The sequence below is a fragment of the Streptomyces sp. NPDC059906 genome, from assembly GCF_042730645.1.
Lineage (GTDB): Bacteria > Actinomycetota > Actinomycetes > Streptomycetales > Streptomycetaceae > Streptomyces > Streptomyces rubrogriseus.
On the sequence record NZ_JBHWKU010000045.1, the window covers coordinates 43,216 to 61,057 of the forward strand.

A 17,842-nucleotide genomic window follows, 5' to 3' on the forward strand; every position below is an offset into this window, starting at 1 on the left:
CCCCGCCGTACACCCGTGCTGTGTGTTCGACGGTAGGCGCGTGATGATCAGCGGGACAGAGCCCCTGACGAACGCGCCCCCTTCCACTCCCCCGGTTCACTCCGAGCGCCTGCCCGGACGGGTGAACAGAAGGGGTGGGTCGGATACACCCTAGGGGGTGGGGGAACCGAGGGGGGACCGTGGAGCGGCGACAGTGGCAGTCCCCGTGTGCGCCGCTCCACGGGCGGACCTGACGGTGTGTGGGCTCAGCCGAAGACGGCCAGGCTCTTCGCCTTGCCCTTGTGCTCCTCCACGAGCGCGAGGAGGCGCCCGTCGGGATCGAAGACGGCGACGGCACCGGCGCCCGCGTACTGCTCGGGCATCTCCAGCCGTACTCCGTTGGTGAGCAGCCGGGCCCGCCTGGTGTCCACGTCCCAGCGGGGGAAGGCCGCGCCGGCCGCGTCCGCGACGGGCATGACGGTGAGCTCCTGCTGGAGCTGGTCCAGCGTCCGGGCGCCGTCCAGCTTGTACGGCCCGACGCGGGTGCGGCGCAGCGCCGTGAGGTGCCCGCCTACGCCGAGTCCGGCGCCCAGGTCGCGGGCCAGCGCCCGGATGTAGGTGCCGGACGAGCAGGTCACCGAGACCACCAGGTCCAGGACCGGGGTGCCGTCGTCGGCGACGGCGTCCCGGACGTCGTACACCGCGAAGGTGGAGACGGTGACGGGGCGGGCGGGGATCTCGAACTCCTCGCCCTCGCGCGCCCGCTTGTAGGAACGCACGCCCTTGATCTTGATGGCGCTGACCTTGGACGGCACCTGCATGATGGCGCCGCTCAGCTCGGCCACGCCGGCGTCGATCGCCTCCCGGGTGACCTTCGAGGCGTCCCGCGACCCCGTGATCTCGCCCTCGGCGTCGTCGGTGAGCGTGGTCTGCCCGAGCCTGATCGTGCCCAGGTACTCCTTCTCGGTGAGGGCGAGGTGCCCGAGGAGCTTGGTCGCCCGCTCCACACCGAGGACCAGGACGCCCGTCGCCATCGGGTCGAGCGTGCCGGCGTGCCCGACGCGCCGGGTGCGGGCGATGCCCCGCATCTTGGCGACGACGTCGTGCGAAGTGAAGCCCGACGGCTTGTCGACGATGACAAGGCCGTCGGGCGCGGTGTGCTTCTCGGTCATTTAGCGGTGTCGTCCGTCTCGTCGGCCTCGACGGCGCCTTCGGTGTCGGTCTCGTCCTCGCCCGGCTTGCGGTACGGGTCCGCCTCGCCCGCGTACGCGGCGCCCGCGGACGCCTCGCGCACCTTCTCGTCGGACTGCCGCGCCCGGTCGAGGAGGTCCTCGATGTTGCGGGCGGTGTCCGGCAGGGCGTCCATGACGAAGGTCAGGGTCGGCGTGAACTTCACACCGGCCGCCTTGCCCACCTCGGAGCGCAGGATGCCCTTGGCGCTCTCCAGGCCCGCCGTGGCGGCCTTGCGCTCCTCGTCGTCCCCGTAGACCGTGTAGAAGACGGTCGCCTCCCGCAGGTCACCGGTGACCCGCGTGTCCGTGATGGTGACGTGCGAGCCGAGCCGCGGGTCCTTGATCCCGCGCTGCAGCTTCTGGGCCACCACCTCTCGGATGAGGTCCGCCAGCCTTTTCGCCCGCGCGTTGTCGGCCACTGGTCCGTCTCCCGTTCTTTCTTCTTCTCTTGCCTGATCTGGTCTTCTGCCCGATCTGGTCAGTCGTCGTCGCCGTGGAAGCGCCGCCTCACCGACAGCAGCTCCACCTCGGGGCGGCCGGCCACCAGCCGCTCGCACCGGTCGAGCACGTCGCTGAGGTGGCCCGCGTCGCCGGACACCAGGGCCAGGCCGACGACGGCCCGGCGATGGAGGTTCATGTGCTCCACCTCCGCCGCGCTCACCGCGTACTTCCGCTGGAGTTCGGCGACGATCGGACGGACGACGGAGCGCTTCTCCTTCAGCGAATGTACGTCGCCGAGGAGGAGGTCGAAGGACAGCGTCCCCACATACATGTGCAGCCGGTTCACCCGCCGGTCCGGGATCGATGGCCCCGCCGCGAACGGGCGGGATCATCTGAACCGTACAACGAACGGCCGGGGCCGATCGACGGATATTTGCTCCGCCGACCGGCCCCGGACCGGTCACTCCCGGAAGTCGCGGTGATTACACCCGCGGCTTCTCGCGCATCTCGTACGTCGCGATGACGTCGTCGACCTTGATGTCGTTGAAGTTTCCGAGGTTGATACCGCCCTCGAAGCCTTCGCGGATCTCGGTGACGTCGTCCTTGAAGCGACGCAGACCCTCGATGTTGAGGCTCTCCGCGATGACCTTGCCATCGCGCAGGAGGCGCGCCTTGGTGTTGCGCTTGACCTCGCCGGAGCGGATGAGCACACCCGCGATGTTGCCCAGCTTGGAGGAGCGGAAGACCTCGCGGATCTCCGCCGTGCCCAGCTCGACCTCTTCGTACTCCGGCTTGAGCATGCCCTTGAGGGCCGCCTCGATCTCCTCGATCGCCTGGTAGATGACCGAGTAGTACCGGACGTCCACGCCTTCGCGCTCGGCCATCTGCGCGGCACGCCCGGCGGCGCGCACGTTGAAGCCGATCACGATGGCGTCGGAGCCCATCGCCAGGTCGATGTCGGACTCCGTGACCGCACCGACGCCGCGGTGCAGGACGCGGATGTCGACCTCTTCGCCGACGTCCAGCTGGAGCAGGGAGGATTCCAGCGCCTCGACCGATCCGGACGCGTCGCCCTTGATGATCAGGTTGAGCTGCTGGACCTCGCCGGCCTTCAGCACCTTGTCCAGGTCCTCCAGCGACACGCGGCGCGTGCGCTTGGCGAACGCGGCGTTGCGCTCGCGGGCGGCGCGCTTCTCCGCGATCTGGCGGGCCGTACGGTCCTCCTCGACCACGATGAAGTTGTCACCGGCGCCCGGGACGTTGGTCAGACCCAGCACCTGGACCGGCGTGGACGGACCCGCCTCGGCGACGTTGTTGCCGTTGTCGTCGAGCATGGCGCGGACGCGGCCGTAGGCGTCGCCCACCACCATCGTGTCGCCGACCCGCAGGGTGCCTCGCTGCACGAGGACCGTCGCCACGGCACCGCGGCCGCGGTCGAGACGGGACTCGATCGAGATGCCCTGCGCGTCCTGGACCGGGTTGGCCCGCAGGTCGAGCGAGGCGTCCGCGGTGAGGACCACGGCCTCCAGCAGGGAGTCGATGTGCAGACCCTGCTTGGCGGAGATGTCGACGAACATGGTGTCGCCGCCGTACTCCTCGGCCACCAGGCCGTACTCGGTCAGCTGACCGCGCACCTTGGTCGGGTCGGCGCCCTCGACGTCGATCTTGTTGACCGCGACGACGATCGGGACCTCGGCCGCCTTGGCGTGGTTGAGCGCCTCGACCGTCTGCGGCATGACGCCGTCGTTGGCCGCGACGACCAGGATCGCGATGTCGGTCGACCGGGCACCGCGGGCACGCATGGCGGTGAACGCCTCGTGACCCGGGGTGTCGATGAAGGTGATCTTGCGCTCTTCGTCGTTGACCTCGGTCGCGACCTGGTAGGCACCGATGTGCTGGGTGATGCCGCCGGCCTCGCCCGCGATGACGTTCGTCTTGCGGATGGCGTCGAGCAGTCGGGTCTTGCCGTGGTCGACGTGACCCATGACGGTGACCACCGGAGGACGGACGACCAGGTCCTCCTCGGACCCCTCGTCCTCGCCGAACTCCAGGTCGAAGGACTCGAGCAGCTCGCGGTCCTCCTCCTCCGGGCTGACGATCTGAACCGTGTAGTTCATCTCGCCGGCGAGGAGCTGGAGCGTCTCGTCGGAGACGGACTGGGTCGCGGTGACCATCTCGCCGAGGTTCATCATGACCGCGACGAGCGACGCCGGGTTGGCGTTGATCTTCTCCGCGAAGTCGGTGAGCGACGCACCGCGCGACAGGCGAATGGTCTCGCCGTTGCCGCGAGGCAGCATCACGCCGCCGACCGACGGGGCCTGCATGGCCTCGTACTCCTGGCGCCTCTGCCGCTTCGACTTGCGACCGCGACGCGCGGGACCGCCGGGACGGCCGAAGGCGCCCTGCGTGCCACCACGGCCACCGGGACCGCCGGGACGACCGCCGAAGCCGGGACGGCCACCGCCGCCGCCGAAGCCGCCGCCACCACCGGGACGACCGGCGAAACCGCCGCCGCCACCCGGACGACCGCCACCGCCGCCACCGGGACGACCGGCGAAGCCGCCGCCACCACCGGGGCGACCGCCGCCGCCGGGACGACCGGCACCGCCGGGTCCGCGACCGCCGCCACCGGGGCCGGGACGCGGGCCGGCAGCGGGACGCTGCGGCATCATGCCGGGGTTCGGACGCGGGCCGCCGCCGGGACGGGGACCTGCGCCGCCGCCCTGCGGACGCGGCATCGAGCCCGGGCTCGGACGGTTGCCGCCCGGAGCCTGGGGACGGGGACCGCCGCCCTGGCCGCCGGGACCCTGCGGACGGGGACCGCCGCCGGGAGCACCACCGGGACCGCCCGGACGGGGACCGCCCTGCGGACGGGGCGCCTGCGGGCGCGCCATGCCGGCGTTGCCGCCGGAGGTGAAGGGGTTGTTGCCCGGACGCGGACCGCCGGGACGGCCGCCGGGACGCTGCGCCGGGGCACCGGGACGCTGGCCGCCGGGACGGCCCTGGCCGCCCTGCTGGCCACGGTCCTGACCCGGACCGGACGGACGGGCGCCGCCGGGCTTGGGGGCACCGGGACGCGCACCGCCGGGCTTCGGGCCGGACGGAGCCGGAGTCGAGGCGGCGGGGGCGGCCGGAGCAGCCGGCGGAGCGGTGAACTCCGGGGCGGCGGGGGCCGGACGCGGCGCGGGCTTCGGGCCCGGCGTCGGACGCTGGCCCTGGGGCTGGCCCTGGGACGGCGCCGGTGCGGGAACCGACGGAGCCTCGGGCTGCTGGGCAGCCGCGGGCTTGGGCGCGGCCGGCGGCCGCGGGGCGGCCGGACGGGCCGCCTGCGCCGGGGACGGCGCGGCGGGCCTGGGGGCCGCCTTCTTCGGGGCCGCGGGGCGACCGGCGGACCGGCCGTTGCCACTGCCCTGCTGGAATGCGTCTGTCAGCTTGCGTACTACGGGCGCTTCGATGGTCGAAGACGCCGAACGGACGAATTCACCGAGTTCCTGGAGCTTGGCCATGACGACCTTGCTCTCGACGCCGAACTCCTTGGCGAGTTCGTAGACCCGGACCTTAGCCACTTCGCTCCTCTGAGGTCCGGGTTGCGTCCGGACCGTCGCTAGTTCATGGGCGTACTCATCGCGTACTCATCGAGTGCTCATCGCAATCTCGACCTGCTTTCGACTCGCGAGGTACCAAGCCGCGCGGGGTTTCGCGCGGCATGTCTTCCTTACCACGTTGCTCACATGCTGCTTTCAGCAACCTTGCTGCAACCTTCTGCCTGCTCGACGTAGTGGCGCAACGCCTTTACATCGAGCGGACCCGGGACGCGGAGCGCCCGCGGAAACGCCTTGCGGCGCACCGCCTGGTCGACACAGTCCGGTGCGGGGTGTACGTACGCACCCCGGCCGGGCAGCGTACCGCGTGGATCAGGGGTGCAATGACCCTCGACCGCCACGGTGCGCAGCAGCTCGCTCTTGACCGCTCGCTCCCGGCACCCCACGCAGGTGCGCTCGGGGCATGCTCGGGTACGTGTCCGGCCAGACACTCCTAAGTCTACCTCCCCGGACCGACCTCACCCCTTCGGGGCAAGAATCGAACACGTGCCGCACGCAAAGCTGTCGTGATCTCAGCGGCGTGCGGCTTGGATCTATTCCCCGTGGCCGCCGGACGACTGCTCCGGCGACGCGTCGGAGGGCTGCTCGGTGTCCGGGCGGATGTCGATCCGCCAGCCGGTCAGCCGGGCCGCGAGCCGGGCGTTCTGGCCCTCCTTGCCGATGGCCAGCGAGAGCTGGTAGTCGGGCACGATCACGCGTGCGGAGCGGGCCGCCAGGTCCACGACCTCCACCTTGGAGACGCGGGCCGGGGAGAGCGCGTTCGCCACCATCTCGGCCGGGTCGTCCGACCAGTCGACGATGTCGATCTTCTCGCCGTTCAGCTCGCCCATGACGTTGCGCACCCGGCCGCCCATGGGGCCGATGCAGGCGCCCTTGGCGTTCAGGCCCGAGCGGGTGGAGCGCACGGCGATCTTGGTGCGGTGGCCGGCCTCGCGGGCGATCGCGGAGATCTCGACGGATCCGTCGGCGATCTCCGGGACCTCCAGGGCGAAGAGCTTCTTCACCAGGTTGGGGTGCGTGCGGGAGAGCGTCACGGAGGGGCCCCGTACGCCCTTCGCCACCCGGACGACGTACGAGCGCAGGCGCGCGCCGTGCGGGTAGGTCTCGCCCGGCACCTGCTCCTGCACCGGCAGGATGGCCTCCAGCTTGCCGATGTCCACCAGCACGTTCTTCGGGTCGCGGCCCTGCTGGACCACGCCGGTGACGATGTCGCCCTCACGGCCGGCGTACTCGCCGAGCGTCGCGTCGTCCTCGGCGTCGCGCAGCCGCTGCAGGATGACCTGCTTGGCGGTGGTGGCGGCGATGCGGCCGAAGTCGGACGGGGTGTCGTCGAACTCGCGGGCCGCCTGGCCCTCCTCGAGGTCGTCGGGGTCCTCCTTCGCCCACACGGTCACGTGGCCGGTGTTCCGGTCGAGCTCCACGCGCGCGTGCCGGCGGCTTCCCTCGGTGCGGTGGTAGGCGATGAGGAGGGCCGACTCGATCGCTTCGACCAGCAGGTCGAAGGAGATCTCCTTCTCCCGTACCAAGCCCCGCAGGGCGCTCATGTCGATGTCCACGGCTACGCCTCCTCCTCTTCCGTCTTGTTGTCGTGTTCCGTCTTGTTGTCGTTCTTCGTGTCCTTGCGGTTGAACTCGACCTGGACGCGTGCCTTGTCGATGTCGCCGAAGGGCAGTCTGCGGGTGGTGGGCCTGCGGCCCTTCACTCCCGGTACTTCGAGGTCGAGTCCGTCCTCGTCCACGGCGAGGATGCGGGCGACCAGTTCGCCGCCCTCGTGCAGCTGGAACCGGACCAGGCGGTCCGTGGCGCGCACGTAGTGGCGGTGCTGGGTGAGGGGGCGCTCGGCGCCGGGGGTGCCGACCTCGAGGGTGTACTCCCCCTCGCCCATCGCGTCGGTCTCGTCGAGCTTCGCCGAGAGCGCGCGGCTCACATCGGCGATCCGGTCGAGATCCGCTCCGGTGTCGGAGTCCACGACCACGCTCAGCACACGCCTGCGGCCGACCGAGTCCACCGCGATCTCTTCGAGGTCCAGTCCCTGGGAGGCGACGAGCGGCTCAAGCAGCTCTCGCAGCCTCTCGCTCTGGGTGGTGCTCATCCGGGTGACTCCTCGGCCGCGTGTGCTGTTGTGGGTCGGTGCGTGTGTCTGGTCAAAGGGTATCCGGTCGCGGGGGGTGTTGCCGTCCACCCGGGTCCGGCGGTGCCGGTGAGGTGGCGGTGAGGTGGCGGTGAGTGGTGGCCGGGCGGGGCACGGGTACCGTGATCACGGGCGGGCGGGATTGCGGGTTTCCGTCTCGTTCGTCGTTGGTCTGCTTCTCGTTTGTCGTCGCTTTTGTCGTCGCTTTGTCGCCTTGTCGTCGTTTCCGTACGAGTCTGTCGAGGACGTCTGCCGTGTCGCTTTCCCCATCGCCGCGCCCGCTCCGGGGGCCGCGCAGAAGGAGCCTGCTCGCGTCGGCCGCCGGGGCCGCCCTGCTCTCCGGCTGTACCGGAGGGCCGGGCTCCGGCGAGGCGGGGGCCGGGCCCTCGGCTGTCGAGCGGGCACGCGCGCGTGCGGCCCGGGACAGTGAGGAGCTGGCCGCGCGGTACGCAGCCGTGATCGCGGCACATCCGGGGCTGGCGGCGCGGCTGCGGCCGCTGCGGGAGGAGGTCGTGCGGCACGCGGAGGCGTTCGGCGCGGTGCGGGCGGCGTCGGGGACGGCGGATTCCCCCTCGGCCTCCGCCCGGGCTGCCGGGCCGGCGAACGACTCCGATGCCGTGCCGGCGGACGAGAAGGGGGCCCTGGCCCTGCTCGCCGGGGCCGAGCGGAAGCTGGCCGGGCGGCGGGCCGAGACGCTGCTCGATGTGCCGGGTGAGTCGGCGCGGCTGCTGGCCTCCGTCGCGGCGGCCGGGGCGGCGCACGTGTTTCTGCTGACGGAGGGCTGACGGGTGGGCAAGGCGGAGGACGGGCGGCTGGACGCCCTCCAGGCGGCGCTGGCGGCGGAGCACGCGGCCGTGTACGGCTACGGGGTCGTCGGCGGGCGGATCGGTGCGGAACGGCGTGCCGAGGCGCGGACGGCGTATGACGCGCACCGGGCGCGGCGGGACGTGCTGGCGCGCGAGGTGCGGGACCTGGGTGGTGAACCGGTCGTCGCGGCGGCGGGGTACACGCTCCCCTTCTCGGTGCCGGACTCGGCGGCGGCGGTGCGGCTGGCGGCGGAGCTGGAGGAGCGGGTGGCCGGGGTCTACTCCGACCTGGTGCGGGCGGCCGAGGGCGACGGGCGGGCCTCGGCGGCCGGGGCGCTGCGCGAGGCGGCGGTCCGCGCGGTGCGCTGGCGGGGCGGGAGCGTAGCCTTCCCTGGGCTCGCCGAGCGGGGTGCCGCTCCGGATACCTCCGGTACGGCGACGGCTTCACCGACTGCGTAACGCGTACGGCTTTCCGTACGGGAAGGGAACGGCTCGCGCATGGCTTTCGAACCGCCGCGGCGTTTGGTCAGGGCGTTCGGCGAGACGGCACCGGAGGGTGACGACTGGTTGGCGACGCTGCCCGAAGTGGCGGAGCGGGCGGTGGCGCGGCGGGGGTTGACGGTGGAGCGGGTGCAGGTGCCCGGGGGGCGCAGCAGCCTGGTGGTGCTGGTGCGGACGGCCCAGGGGGCGCCGGCGGTGCTGAAGCTTGCCCCGCGCCGGGCGCGGCCGGAGAGCGAGCGGGCCGCGCTCGTGCACTGGGGTGGGCGGGGTGCCGTGCAGGTGCGGGAGGAGGGGGACGAGGAGGGGGTGCTGTTGCTTGAGCGGCTGCATCCGGACGTGTCGGTGCGGTCGTTGCCGGAGGCGAAGGCGTTGCTGGAGGCGGCGGGGACGCTGCGGCGGCTGTGGGTGGAGCCGCCGGGCTCCCATCCGTTCGAGACGGTGGCCGAGCGGACGGGGCGGCAGGCGGAGGCGATGCGGGCGGGAGCGGCGGCGGACGCGGAGGTGGCACCGTTGGTGGACGCGGCGCTCGCGGCGCGTGCAGAGCTGTTGGGCGGGCCGTCGGAGCAGCGGCTGCTGCACGGGACGTTCCGGCAGAGCAAGGTGCTCGCCGGGGATCGGATGCCGTGGCTGGCGGTGGGGCCCGATCCGGTGGTCGGGGAGAGTGCGTTCGATCTGGCGCGGCTGGTGCGGGACCGGGTGGAGGATCTGATCGCCCAGCCGTCGGGGGCGTCGACGACTCGGCGGCGGATCAAGCGGCTGGCGGAGTCGTTGGAGGTCGATCAGGAGCGGCTGCGCGGCTGGACGCTGTTCCGGGCGGTGGAGTCGGGGGTGCGGGCCCGGCGGGTGGGGCGGGAGCGGGACGCGGAGTTGTTGTTGGAGTTCGCGGGCTGGTTGTGACGGTGCGGATGCCTGCGGCGCCTGTGCGGGTTCGGTGGGGGTGTGCGTAGCGCCGTTTGTCCGGTGGGTGGGTCGGGGGCGCGCCGGGGGGTGTCCGTCCTCGGAACGGCGCGGAATCGGTCGGCTACGGGGGTGCGGGGCGTTGACGCGCCAACCACTGCGGGCAGACACCCCCCGACACGCCCCCTTCGCGCCGTACGCGGCTGACCGCCCCCCTAGCTGCGGGCAGTCGTGCCGCTGGGGCGGCACGGGTGGGCGCAGCGGCACCCCGCAACGCCGGGCCGCGTCCCCCCTCGCGCCCGCACCGCCCCGGCTGCCCCGGTAACGCCGGGCCACGTGACCCACCGACGCACCCGGGGTGCCAGGATCACCCCGGGTGTCAGCTGGTGAGGCGGGTGAGGGCCTCCTCGACCGTTACCTCCTCGCGCTCCCCCGTGCGGCGGTCCTTCAGTTCGACGACGCCCTCGGCGGAGCGGCGGCCGGCCACCAGGATCTGGGGGACGCCGATGAGTTCGGCGTCGGTGAACTTCACGCCGGGAGAGACCCCCGCCCGGTCGTCCACCAGGACGCGCACGCCGGCCGCGGCCAGCTTGTCGGAGACCTCCAGGGCCAGCTCGGTCTGCAGCGCCTTGCCCGCGGCGACCACGTGGACGTCGGCCGGGGCGACCTCCTTGGACCAGACGAGGCCCTTGTCGTCGGCGTGCTGCTCGGCGAGGGCGGCCACCGCGCGGGAGACGCCGATGCCGTAGGAGCCCATGGTGACGCGGGCCGGCTTGCCGTTCTGGCCGAGGACGTCGAGCTTGAGGGCGTCGGCGTACTTGCGGCCCAGCTGGAAGATGTGGCCGATCTCGATGGCGCGGTCCAGGCGGAGACCGGTGCCGCAGTTGGGGCAGGGGTCGCCCTCGCGGACGACCACGACGTCGACGTAGGTGTCGACCTCGAAGTCGCGGCCCGCCACGACGTTCTTGGCGTGGGTGTCGGCCTTGTTGGCGCCCGTGATCCACGCGGTGCCCGGCGCGACGCGGGGGTCGGCGATGTACTTGACCTTCTCGCCCAGGCCCTGCGGGCCGACGTAGCCGCGGACCAGGTCGGGGCGGCCGACGAAGTCCTCGGCCGTGACCAGTTCGACGGCGGCGGGGGCGAAGTGGGCCTCGACCTTGTCCATGTCGACCTCGCGGTCGCCCGGCACGCCCACGGCGACGATCTCGCCGTCCACCTTGACGAGGAGGTTCTTGAGGGTGGCGGAGGCCGCCACGCCGAGGGAGGCGGCCAGCGTCTCGATGGTGGGGGTGTCGGGGGTCGGGATGTCCTCGGCGGCGGGGACGTCCTTGGCGTCGACCGGCGCGAGGCGGAAGGTGATCGCCTCCGTGTTGGCGGCGTAGTCGCAGTTCGGGCAGTCCGCGAAGGTGTCCTCGCCGGCCTCCGCGGGGGCCAGGAACTCCTCGGACTTGGAGCCGCCCATGGCGCCGGCGGTGGCCGCGACGATGCGGTAGTCGAGGCCCAGGCGCTCGAAAATGCGCTGGTAGGCGGCGCGGTGCAGGGCGTAGGACTCGGCGAGGCCCTCGTCGGCGACGTCGAAGGAGTAGGAGTCCTTCATGAGGAACTCGCGGCCGCGCAGGATGCCGGCCCGGGGGCGGGCCTCGTCGCGGTACTTGTTCTGGATCTGGTAGAGGATGACCGGCAGGTCCTTGTAGGAGGACGCCTGGTCCTTGACGAGGAGGGTGAAGATCTCCTCGTGGGTGGGGCCGAGGAGGTAGTCGCCGCCCTTGCGGTCCTGGAGGCGGAAGAGCTCGGGGCCGTACTCCTGCCAGCGGCCCGTGGCCTCGTACGGCTCGCGCGGCAGGAGGGCGGGGAGCTGGACCTCCTGGGCGCCGATGGCGTCCATCTCCTCGCGGACGATGCGCTCGATGTTGCCGAGGACCTTCTTGCCGAGCGGCAGCCAGCTCCACAGGCCGGCGGCGGTGCGGCGCACGTAGCCGGCGCGGACCAGCAGCTTGTGGCTGAGGACCTCGGCGTCCGCCGGGTCGTCGCGCAGCGTCTTCGCCATCAACTTCGACATGCGCTGGACCGGTGCGTTGGCCATGGTTCTCGTGTCTCCTGCTGCGTAAGGGTGGTGCTAGGAGGTTAGCCGGGCGGTCCGGTGGGGTGGAAATCGGTTATCGACCGGCAGTGCGCCTCAGCAGGGGGAGCGTGGCGCCCATGACCGCGTACGGCTTGGGGGCGCTGGGGAAGAGGACCCGGCGGGCGAGGTCCTGGTAGCCGAGGGAGCGGTAGAGGCCGCGGGCGGGGCTCTCGGTGTCGATCGCGGAGAGGATCGAGCGGGGCTGCGGGGCGGCGTCGGTGATCGTGGTGATCAGGGCGCGGCCCGCGCCTCGGTTCTGGTGGGAGGGGTGGACGTGGAGTTCGGTGATGACGAAGGAGTCGTCGAGCCAGGCGTCGGTGCCCTGGGCGCGGAGGTACGGCTCGACGACGGTGGACCACCAGTGGGTGCGGTCGTTGGGCATGCCGTAGACGAAGCCGACGAGACGGCCCCGGACGGTGGCGCCGAGGGCTCTGGCTCCCGGGTGGGTCATGTGGCGCAGGACGATCTGACGGCGGACGGCCACCTCGTCGGGGCCGAGGCCGAAGGCGGCGGCTTGGACGGCCAGGGCCTCGTCCACGTGCGCGGAGAGGTCCAGTGGGCCGATCACGAGGTCCATGCCGGGAGCCTACAGGGGGTGCGGTGGGGTGGGTTGGGGGCGCCGGTGCGGGTGGTACGCCCAGGGCTCAGAACAGGACGCTCATGAAGGCGCCCACCTCTTGGAAACCGACCCGGAGGTAGGTCCGTCGCGCCGCGGTGTTGAAGTCGTTGACGTAGAGGCTCGCCACCGGGGCGACGTCCGCGAGGGCGTAGCGCAGGACCGCCGCCATGCCGGGGGCGGCCAGGCCCTTGCCGCGGTACTCGGGGGCCACCCACACGCCCTGGATCTGGCAGGCGCGGTCGGTGGCGGCGCCGATCTCGGCCTTGAAGACGACCTTGCCGTCGGCGTCGAAGCGGGCGAAGGAGCGGCCGGAGCCGACGAGTTCGGCGACCCGGGCCTGGTAGAGCAGGCCGCCGTCGCCGGCCATCGGGGAGATGCCGACCTCCTCGGTGAACATCGCCACGCAGGCCGGCATGATCCGCTCCACCTCGTCCTTGCGGACGCGGCGGACGTAGGGGTCCGGGGCGATGTCGTCGGGGAGGCGGTCGGCGACCATGAGGGGCTGGTGGGTGCGGACCTCGCGGGCCGGGCCCCAGCCCGGTTCGAGCAGCCGCCACAGCTGGGCGGTCGGACCGGCCGGGCCGACGATCGAGGAGCAGCGGCGGCCGGCCCGGCGGGCGCGGTCGGCGAAGGCGCGGACGGCGCGCGGGGTGGCGCCGATGGGCACGAGGTTGGCGCCCGCGTAGCACAGGGACGTGAGCATGCCGTGCTCGTACCAGCCCCACATCTCGCCGCCGAGGCGCCACGGGTCGAGGCCGGCGATCTGGACGCGGGCGGTCACGAAGGCGTTGGCGACCGGGTCGCGGTCGAGGATGGCGAGCGCGGCGTCCAGGTCGCTCGGTTCGAGCACGCGGGAGGTGGTCTGCGTCAACACGTGCGGGGGCCTCACCCTGAGATCTGCTGGTCCCCGCACTGTACCTGCCGCGAATATGCCGCGCCGCCCCCTGGGGAGACGCGGCACCAGGGGGTGTCGTTCGGATCAGGCCGACCGCGGCCGACGGTGCCTTGTGGCCGACCCGAGCGGGGTCTGGTGCGTGCGGCTGCAAGGCGGAGGAGGGCGACAACGCGATGGGGCCCCCGCGCGAGCGAAGTCGAGCGTGGGGGAGTTGGCAACCGACGACAACGCCGCAGATGTGGGTGCCAGACCCCGCGACCCCGGCAAGATCCAAACGCCCCCCCTAGGGGGGTGGATCAGCCCGCGACGGAGACGGAGGGCTCGCCGGAGGTCACGCCGTCCTGCTCCATCTGCTCGGCGATCTTCATGGCCTCGTCGATGAGGGTCTCCACGATCTTGGACTCGGGGACGGTCTTGATGACCTCGCCCTTGACGAAGATCTGCCCCTTGCCGTTGCCGGAGGCGACGCCGAGGTCGGCCTCGCGGGCCTCGCCGGGGCCGTTGACGACGCAGCCCATGACGGCGACGCGGAGGGGGACCTCCATGCCTTCCAGACCGGCGGTGACCTCCTCGGCCAGCTTGTAGACGTCGACCTGGGCGCGGCCGCAGGACGGGCAGGAGACGATCTCCAGGCCGCGCTGGCGCAGGTTCAGCGACTCCAGGATCTGGATGCCGACCTTGATCTCCTCGACCGGCGGGGCACTCAACGACACCCGGATCGTGTCGCCGATGCCCTGGGAGAGCAGCGCGCCGAAGGCGACGGCCGACTTGATGGTGCCCTGGAACGCCGGGCCCGCCTCGGTGACACCGAGGTGGAGGGGGTAGTCGCACTGGGCGGCGAGCTGGCGGTAGGCCTCGACCATCACGACCGGGTCGTTGTGCTTGACCGAGATCTTGATGTCGCGGAAGTCGTGCTCCTCGAAGAGCGATGCTTCCCAGAGGGCGGACTCCGCCAGGGCCTCGGGGGTCGCCTTGCCGTACTTCTGGAGCAGGCGGCGGTCCAGGGAGCCCGCGTTCACGCCGATGCGGATCGGGGTGCCGTGGTCCTTGGCCGCCTTGGCGATCTCCTTGACCTTGTCGTCGAACTGCTTGATGTTGCCCGGGTTCACCCGGACCGCGGCGCAGCCCGCCTCGATCGCGGCGAAGACGTACTTGGGCTGGAAGTGGATGTCCGCGATCACCGGGATCTGCGACTTCCGCGCGATGACGGGCAGCGCGTCGGCGTCGTCCTGGGTGGGGCAGGCCACCCGGACGATCTGGCAGCCGGACGCCGTCAGCTCGGCGATCTGCTGGAGGGTGGCGCCGATGTCGGAGGTGCGGGTGGTGGTCATGGACTGCACCGACACGGGGGCGTCGCCGCCCACCGCCACGGGCCCGACCTGGATCTGCCGGCTCTTGCGGCGCTCCGCGAGCCTGGTCGGAACGTCCGGCATGCCGAGAGAAATCGCAGTCATCTGCTGTGCAACCCCAAGTCGTGGATCAAGGTCCGGTCCCGTTCAGCGGCGGGCTCCGGCCTTCGAGATTACGGCACCGACATGAACGCCGGGTACGCGGCGTACGGGAGATGCACCCTATGGCGTCCATCTGCCGGGCGAGGTGAGTGAAGCCCGGTCCGGAGGGACATGCTCTCCGGATCGGGCTTCCCGTCGTCAGGTGATGCGGACCGGGTTGACGACGTCCGCCACCAGCACGAGCAGGGTGAAGCAGACGAAGACGCCTGCCACGACGTACGCCACCGGCATCAGCTTCGCCACGTCGAAGGGCCCCGGGTCGGGCCTGCGCAGCACCTTCGCGGTGCCGCGGCGCAGCGACTCCCACAGGGCGCCCGCGATGTGGCCGCCGTCGAGCGGCAGCAGCGGGAGCATGTTGAAGAGGAACAGGGAGAGGTTGAAGCCGGCCACCAGCATGACGAACATGGCGAGCTGCTGGGTGGGCGGGATGTCGAGGGTGGCGATCTCGCCGCCGACGCGGGCCGCGCCGACGACGCCCATCGGGGAGTCGGCCTCGCGGGGTCCGTCGCCGAAGGCCGCGTCCCACAGGGCGGGGATCTTGGCGGGCAGGGCGGCGAGGTTGTCGACGGCGTCGCCGATCCGGTCGCCCATCCAGGTCACGGACTGGCCGAAGTCCTGTTTCACCACGCCGGTGGCGGAGCTGAAGCCGAGGAAGCCCGCGGTGACGTACTCGCCCTGGACGATCTGTCCGTTGGCGTCCTTCTTGGCGACCTTGTTGGTGGCGATGGTCGCGTGGAGGGTGACCTCCTCACCCTTGCGCTCGACCACGACCGGCACGTCCTCGCCCGGGTTGGCTCGGATCAGGTCGGACAGCCGGTCCCAGTCGTCGGTGCGTACGCCGTCGAAGGCGAGGATCTTGTCCCCGGCCCGCAGGCCCGCCGCCGCGGCCGGGGAGGCCGGGTCGGACTTGGCGCAGTCGTCGCGGTTCTCGCTCTGCGAGATGACGCACTGGGAGACCGAGCTGACGGTGGTGGTCTGCTGGGAGATGCCGAAGCCCATCAGCACCGTGAGGAAGAGCACCACGGCGAGGATCAGGTTCATGAACGGGCCGGCGAACATCACGATGACGCGCTTCCACGGCTTGCGCGTGTAGAAGAGGCGCTTGTCGTCACCGGGCTGCAGTTCCTCGAAGGCGGCCGAGCGGGCGTCCTCTATCATCCCGCGCCAGGGCGAGGTGGAGCGTGCCTCCATGCGGCCGTCGGGGCCGGGCGGGAACATGCCGATCATGCGGATGTAGCCGCCGAAGGGGATGGCCTTGACCCCGTACTCGGTGTCGCCCTTCTTCCTGGAGAAGAGCGTCGGTCCGAAGCCCACCATGTACTGCGGCACCCGGATGCCGAACATCTTGGCCGTGGACAGGTGTCCCAGCTCGTGCCAGGCGATGGAGAACAGCAGGCCGACGGCGAAGAGGACTATGCCGAGGATGAACATCAGGGTCGTCATGCACGGGCCTCCGCCGTCTGTGCCGCCAGTTGCCGGGCCCGGGCGCGTGCCCAGGTCTCCGCTTCGAGGACGTCCGCGACGGTGAGCGAGGTTCCCGTACGGGGGGTGCCGTGCTCCTCGACCACCCGCGTGACGGTCTCCATGATCCCGAGAAACGGCAGCGCGCCGGACCGGAACGCCTCGACGCACTCCTCATTGGCGGCATTGAACACCGCCGGGGCCGTGCCCGCGAGCTGTCCGACGTGCCTGGCCAGGTCGACGGAGGGGAAGGCCTCGTTGTCGAGCGGGAAGAACTCCCAGGTCGAGGCCTTGCTCCAGTCGAAGGCGGGGGCGGCGTCGGGGACGCGTTCGGGCCAGCCGAGGCCCACGGCGATGGGCCCGCCCATGTCGGGGGGCGTGGCGTGGGCCAGTGTCGATCCGTCCGTGTACTCGACCATCGAGTGGACATACGACTGCGGGTGCACGACCACCTCAATGCGGTCGAAGGGAATGTCGTAGAGCAGGTGGGCCTCGATCACCTCCAGGCCCTTGTTGACGAGGGTCGCGGAGTTGATCGTGATCACCGGGCCCATGGCCCAGGTGGGGTGGGCGAGCGCGTCCTCGACGGTGACCGCCGCCAGCTGGTCCTTCGTCCGGCCGCGGAACGGGCCGCCGGACGCGGTGACGACCAGCTTGCGCACGTCGGCGCGGGTACCGGCGGCCAGCGCCTGGAAGAGGGCGGCGTGCTCGGAGTCGACCGGGATGATCTGGCCCGGCTTGGCCAGCGCCTTGACCAGCGGGCCGCCGACGATGAGCGACTCCTTGTTGGCCAGCGCGAGGGTGCGGCCCGCCTCCAGGGCGGCGAGCGTGGGCGCGAGTCCGATGGAGCCGGTGATGCCGTTGAGCACGGTGTGGCAGGCGGAGGCGGCGACCTGGGTGGCCGCCTCCGGTCCGGCGAGGATCTCGGGGAGCGGCTCGCCCGTCCCGTACTGGGCGGTGAGCGCCTCCCGGAGTGCCGGTACGACGTCCTCGCGGGCGACGGCGACGGTCCGCGCCTTCAGCCGGTACGCCTGCTCGGCGAGGAGGGCGACCCGGCCGCCGTTGGCGGACAGGGCGGTGACCCGGAAGCGGTCCGGGTTGCGCAGCACGAGGTCGATGGCCTGGGTCCCGATCGACCCGGTGGACCCGAGGACCACCACGTCCTTCGGGCCGTCGCCCGCCACCGGGTCGTAGACGAGGTGGGGGTCGGCGAGTGGGGCTGGACTGTCGCTCATCCCCCCATTGTGTCCGCAACGGCCCTCCGGAAGGACAGCGCGTCCCTCGGCCGGGTGTCGCGGGCCCACGCGAGGGCCCGCCGAGGCGATGGGTTCCATCGGCTTCCCGCCTCACGGGGCGGGGCGGGGGCGGGCGGCTCGGGCCGCCGACCCGCGCTCGGGAGAGAGCGGGCGCCTCTGGTCGCCAGCCCGGGCTCGGCAGGGAGCGGGCGCCTCGGATCGCCAGCCCGGGCTCGGCAGGGAGCGGGCGCCTCGGATCGCCAGCCCGGGCTCGGCAGGGAGCAGGCGGCTCGGGCCGCCGACCCGCGCTCGGGAGGAAGCAGGCGGCTCGGGCCGCCGACCCGCGCTCGGCAGGGAGCAGGCGGCTCGGGCCGCCGACCCGCGCTCGGCAGGGAGCAGGCGGCTCGGGC

At 72.1% G+C, this 17,842-nt stretch carries 16 protein-coding genes; 3 read left to right on the forward strand and 13 right to left on the reverse strand.

The features are described 5' to 3' along the window. Positions 1-245 precede the first annotated feature (245 nt). From truB to rimP, 7 genes are all read right to left on the reverse strand, one after another. Complete coding sequence (gene truB / locus ACFV9J_RS37505; protein WP_385362238.1) at positions 246-1,151, reverse strand: tRNA pseudouridine(55) synthase TruB; 906 nt, start codon at positions 1,149-1,151, stop codon at positions 246-248. Further along, positions 1,148-1,630, reverse strand: a complete 483-nt coding sequence (rbfA, locus tag ACFV9J_RS37510; protein ID WP_385362240.1) for a 30S ribosome-binding factor RbfA — start codon at positions 1,628-1,630, stop codon at positions 1,148-1,150. The genes truB and rbfA overlap by 4 nt, the downstream gene beginning before the upstream one ends. 59 nt (positions 1,631-1,689) lie before the next feature. Then, positions 1,690-1,983 (reverse strand): DUF503 domain-containing protein, encoded by a 294-nt coding sequence (locus tag ACFV9J_RS37515; RefSeq protein ID WP_003973319.1) that lies wholly within the window; start codon positions 1,981-1,983, stop codon positions 1,690-1,692. 151 nt (positions 1,984-2,134) lie between these two features. Further along, the gene (gene infB / locus ACFV9J_RS37520; protein WP_385362242.1) at positions 2,135-5,218 is read right to left on the reverse strand and encodes a translation initiation factor IF-2; all 3,084 of its coding nucleotides are present in this window, start codon (positions 5,216-5,218) and stop codon (positions 2,135-2,137) included. A gap of 161 nt (positions 5,219-5,379) precedes the next feature. Beyond that, entirely contained in the window at positions 5,380-5,685 is a 306-nt protein-coding gene (locus ACFV9J_RS37525) for a YlxR family protein (RefSeq protein WP_003973321.1), read from the reverse strand. 102 nt (positions 5,686-5,787) lie between these two features. Then, positions 5,788-6,810 carry a transcription termination factor NusA gene (gene nusA, locus ACFV9J_RS37530; protein WP_385362245.1) on the reverse strand — a complete coding sequence of 341 codons (1,023 nt, stop codon included), beginning with the start codon at positions 6,808-6,810 and terminating at the stop codon, positions 5,788-5,790. Between the two features lie 2 nt (positions 6,811-6,812). After that, a complete protein-coding gene (gene rimP, locus ACFV9J_RS37535) occupies positions 6,813-7,346 on the reverse strand; it encodes a ribosome maturation factor RimP (protein ID WP_385362247.1) in 534 nt (177 codons plus the stop codon). A 293-nt stretch (positions 7,347-7,639) separates the two neighbouring features. Here rimP and ACFV9J_RS37540 point away from each other — a divergent pair, with 293 nt between their 5' ends. Genes ACFV9J_RS37540 through ACFV9J_RS37550 form a run of 3 tightly spaced genes read left to right on the forward strand, consistent with a single transcriptional unit; the run spans position 7,640 to position 9,589 of the window. After that, complete coding sequence (locus ACFV9J_RS37540; protein WP_385362249.1) at positions 7,640-8,170, forward strand: hypothetical protein; 531 nt, start codon at positions 7,640-7,642, stop codon at positions 8,168-8,170. 3 nt (positions 8,171-8,173) lie between these two features. Continuing rightward, entirely contained in the window at positions 8,174-8,650 is a 477-nt protein-coding gene (locus ACFV9J_RS37545) for a ferritin-like domain-containing protein (RefSeq protein ID WP_385362251.1), read from the forward strand. Positions 8,651-8,689: 39 nt separating this feature from the next. Continuing rightward, positions 8,690-9,589 carry an aminoglycoside phosphotransferase family protein gene (locus tag ACFV9J_RS37550; protein ID WP_385362253.1) on the forward strand — a complete coding sequence of 300 codons (900 nt, stop codon included), beginning with the start codon at positions 8,690-8,692 and terminating at the stop codon, positions 9,587-9,589. 379 nt (positions 9,590-9,968) lie between these two features. On the opposite strand, the gene ACFV9J_RS37555 is transcribed toward ACFV9J_RS37550, so the two are convergent. From ACFV9J_RS37555 to dxr, 6 genes are all read right to left on the reverse strand, one after another. Beyond that, positions 9,969-11,672 (reverse strand): proline--tRNA ligase, encoded by a 1,704-nt coding sequence (locus tag ACFV9J_RS37555; protein WP_385362255.1) that lies wholly within the window; start codon positions 11,670-11,672, stop codon positions 9,969-9,971. A gap of 73 nt (positions 11,673-11,745) precedes the next feature. Beyond that, positions 11,746-12,288, reverse strand: a complete 543-nt coding sequence (locus ACFV9J_RS37560; RefSeq protein WP_385362257.1) for a GNAT family N-acetyltransferase — start codon at positions 12,286-12,288, stop codon at positions 11,746-11,748. A 67-nt stretch (positions 12,289-12,355) separates the two neighbouring features. Then, positions 12,356-13,204 (reverse strand): GNAT family N-acetyltransferase, encoded by an 849-nt coding sequence (locus tag ACFV9J_RS37565; RefSeq protein ID WP_385362259.1) that lies wholly within the window; start codon positions 13,202-13,204, stop codon positions 12,356-12,358. 317 nt (positions 13,205-13,521) lie between these two features. After that, positions 13,522-14,679, reverse strand: a complete 1,158-nt coding sequence (ispG, locus tag ACFV9J_RS37570) for a flavodoxin-dependent (E)-4-hydroxy-3-methylbut-2-enyl-diphosphate synthase (RefSeq protein ID WP_385362261.1) — start codon at positions 14,677-14,679, stop codon at positions 13,522-13,524. Positions 14,680-14,874: 195 nt separating this feature from the next. Then, positions 14,875-16,167, reverse strand: coding sequence for a M50 family metallopeptidase (locus ACFV9J_RS37575; RefSeq protein ID WP_385362269.1), 1,293 nt, complete (start codon positions 16,165-16,167; stop codon positions 14,875-14,877). 8 nt (positions 16,168-16,175) lie between these two features. Further along, complete coding sequence (gene dxr / locus ACFV9J_RS37580; protein WP_385362263.1) at positions 16,176-17,432, reverse strand: 1-deoxy-D-xylulose-5-phosphate reductoisomerase; 1,257 nt, start codon at positions 17,430-17,432, stop codon at positions 16,176-16,178. Between the last annotated feature and the right edge of the window lie 410 nt (positions 17,433-17,842).